We start from the raw sequence: 2,932 nt of genomic DNA on the forward strand, positions 1-2,932 counted from the left end.
ATTGTAAATGGGGTGTTCTTATTTTGTATTTATCTTGGCATAATACGAAAAATAATCGTCACTTACCTGCATTATAAAAATAAGGGAATTATTATGTTGAAAACAGAAATGGCAAAAAAGCTCAATGAGCAGCTTAATCTGGAATTTTACTCTGCGAATCTTTACCTGCAAATGAGTGCCTGGTGCAGCGATAAAGGTTTTGAAGGTGCTGCGGCATTTTTAAAAGAGCATTCTCAAGAAGAGATGCAACACATGCAGCGTTTGTTCGAATATCTCAGCGGAACAGGCTCTATGCCGGTTTTGGGTACGATCAGCGCCCCACCAATTGATTTTGCTTCTCTGGCTGATGTATTCAAGCAGACTTACGAGCATGAGCAGCTTATTACTACTCAAATTAATGAACTCGCTCATGCAGCAATGGAAAACCACGATTATTCCACGTTCAATTTCCTGCAATGGTATGTGGCTGAGCAGCATGAAGAAGAAAAACTGTTCAAATCCATTCTTGATAAACTGGCCTTGGTGGGTAACAGCGGTAATTCATTGTTCTTCGTTGATAAAGATCTGAAAACAATGGCGGCCCAAAGCCACGTTCAAGCTTAAACTGTATTGTTAGAGTGATTGACGCAGTTTTTGATTCTCGATCAACAGAATCAGGAACTGCGATTTTCGTTTTCCCCCCGCTAACTTAGCTACACAACTCCCTCCATCTTATTGTTTTCGTGCTAATTGCATATTGTTTAGCTATGGTTTCTCGACTTGCCATATTCAAATCGTTATCATTTGCAATAACGACAAGGCAGTGAGTTGAATTGCTGCCCAATTATTGGTGATATTTCAATCACCACTCAGAATTTGGCGTTTTGTTTTGTGTGCTATCTCACAGGTAGTGCAATTGACTGGAAGTGATAGGGGTTCGCGCTGCCAATATAGGATATGGTTGGTAGCAGATTGATTCTTTTCCCCATTGATTAAGGGATACTATGTTTATTCGCAAAGTCCGTTCTTCTTGCCGCATGCTTTCGGCGCTTATTGTGTTGTTTGTTGGGCTATCTAGCCAGCAAGCTCTGGCTCACGCACACCTGAAGATAGAGTCGCCGGCTGCCGATACCACTATCGGTTCAGCACCAGAAGCAGTGACGCTGGGTTTCTCTGAAGGTATTGAACTCAATTTCAGTGACGTGAAAGTTACCGGGCCTGATAACAATGTAGTGAAAACTGGTGCGTTAAAATTGGATCCGGTGAATAACACACAGTTGATTTTGCCTATTGATCATGCATTAACGGCAGGGAAATATAATGTTTCATGGCACGTGGTGTCTGTCGATGGTCATAAAACCAAAGGCACATACAGCTTCACTGTGAAATAATATGTCTCTGGCGGCTCTATTCGTTCTGTGTCGCTTCTTGCATTTTCTGGCGGTGATGCTGATGTTTGGCATCAGTATATTCACCGCTGTATTAGCACCAGATCGATTCTCTTCAATACTCAAAAACCGTCTGTCACCTCTACTTATCTTCAGTACTTTTCTGGGGCTTATTTCTGCCGTGGGGCTTTTAGCCGTTCAGGCTGGAATGATGGGTGATGGTTGGGCTGATACTTATCGATTGACCGTTTGGTGGTCGGTATTTGGTACACGCTTCGGCCAGGTGTGGCAATGGCATATGGGTTTATCCATTTTGATTATGTGGATAGTGTTGCTGGGTTCAACTCGTAGCAACTATCGACTGATAGCGGGCTGCTCAACGCTGTTACTCGCGAGTCTTGCTTTTACCGGGCATGCGGCGATGCATGCCGGAGTAGTGGGATGGATTCACCAAACTAATCAAATCATACATCTGCTCAGTGCGGGTTACTGGCTGGGTTGCTTGCCAGCGCTGCTGATTTGCCTCGTTTATACCCGCAATAATGATGTCAAACGTGAAGCAATCACTACGTTGATTCGATTCTCAAGCTGGGGACATCTGGCCGTAGTATTGGTACTGGCGAGTGGTGTTATTAACAGCATCATTATACTGGGCGATACCGCGCTGACGCTGACATCTACTTATCAGATACTTCTGCTCTGCAAAGTGATATTGGTGATGTTTATGATTATTGTTGCACTGATTAATCGTTATCTCATCGTTCCATTGCTTAAGCAATTACCCGCTAAAGCTCACTATTGGCTAGTGGTAAATAGTTGTGTGGAAATTATTCTCGGTGTAGCGGTATTACTCTTAGTCAGTGTTTTTGCCACTATGGCACCGGTATAGGGTAAAGCTATAAGTAACAGATATTGCTACTGAGCTTGCATTGGAGCATTTGGATGCGAGAAAATCTAAGCAATCAATTAATTGAGGATAATTAAGATGAAAGGTTTTGTGCTGACGTTATCGTTGCTGATGCTATCAATTAACGCTATTGCTGCTGGAAAGATAGTGACGGTCAGTAAATTTGAATTTGGTAAGCAATGGGCATTTACCCGGGAAGAAGTGATGCTGGAATGCCGCCCAGGTAATGCTTTATTTGTGATTAACCCGAGTACGTTAGCGCAATATCCCCTCAATGATATTGCTACCGAGCAGATGAAATCTGGCCTTGTATTAGCGAAGCCGTTAGATATTTTGTTGTTAGATGACAGTAACAACCCTGGGCAGAAGATGAGTTTGGCGCCTTTCCAGCAGCGTGCAATGTCATTGTGTCAAAATTAAACCTGAGATTGTGAGACTCACCAATATTAACCCGTATTTTTCAAATGATTACTATTACTAGTAATAGGTTTGAGTTTTCGCCATTCAGATTAGTTTACAACCGTAATTAATTAGTTCTATTGCCAAGTTGGCGAAACACATGTACTCGACTACGCTTAAGGAGTACGGCTGAATAAGCCTACGTTAATGCCAACTTTTAGCGCACGGCTCTCTCCCAAGAGCCATTTCCCTAGACCGA

At 42.8% G+C, this 2,932-nt stretch carries 4 protein-coding genes; all 4 read left to right on the forward strand.

All coding sequences use genetic code 11. From position 1 onward, the window contains the following. Window positions 1-93 precede the first annotated feature (93 nt). The 4 genes from ftnA (at window position 94) to V1952_RS20995 (ending at window position 2,694) form a co-directional block, all read left to right on the forward strand. Window positions 94-603, forward strand: coding sequence for a non-heme ferritin (ftnA, locus tag V1952_RS20980; RefSeq protein WP_083158609.1), 510 nt, complete (start codon window positions 94-96; stop codon window positions 601-603). A gap of 380 nt (window positions 604-983) precedes the next feature. Then, window positions 984-1,370, forward strand: a complete 387-nt coding sequence (gene yobA, locus V1952_RS20985) for a CopC domain-containing protein YobA (RefSeq protein WP_372559200.1) — start codon at window positions 984-986, stop codon at window positions 1,368-1,370. A 1-nt stretch (window position 1,371) separates the two neighbouring features. Then, a complete protein-coding gene (gene copD / locus V1952_RS20990) occupies window positions 1,372-2,256 on the forward strand; it encodes a copper homeostasis membrane protein CopD (protein ID WP_372559199.1) in 885 nt (294 codons plus the stop codon). A 96-nt stretch (window positions 2,257-2,352) separates the two neighbouring features. Beyond that, window positions 2,353-2,694 (forward strand): YebY family protein, encoded by a 342-nt coding sequence (locus V1952_RS20995; RefSeq protein ID WP_193784646.1) that lies wholly within the window; start codon window positions 2,353-2,355, stop codon window positions 2,692-2,694. Window positions 2,695-2,932: the final 238 nt, after the last annotated feature.

This window comes from Yersinia sp. 2542 StPb PI (assembly GCF_048593855.1).
GTDB classification, from domain to species: domain Bacteria; phylum Pseudomonadota; class Gammaproteobacteria; order Enterobacterales; family Enterobacteriaceae; genus Yersinia; species Yersinia enterocolitica_E.

Bases quoted from the DNA above. Each gene is read 5' to 3' on its own strand.
- yobA (WP_372559200.1), top strand. From the start codon at position 984: ATGTTTATTCGCAAAGTCCGTTCTTCTTGCCGCATGCTTTCGGCGCTT.
- copD (WP_372559199.1), top strand. From the start codon at position 1,372: ATGTCTCTGGCGGCTCTATTCGTTCTGTGTCGCTTCTTGCATTTTCTG.
- ftnA (WP_083158609.1), top strand. From the start codon at position 94: ATGTTGAAAACAGAAATGGCAAAAAAGCTCAATGAGCAGCTTAATCTG.
- V1952_RS20995 (WP_193784646.1), top strand. From the start codon at position 2,353: ATGAAAGGTTTTGTGCTGACGTTATCGTTGCTGATGCTATCAATTAAC.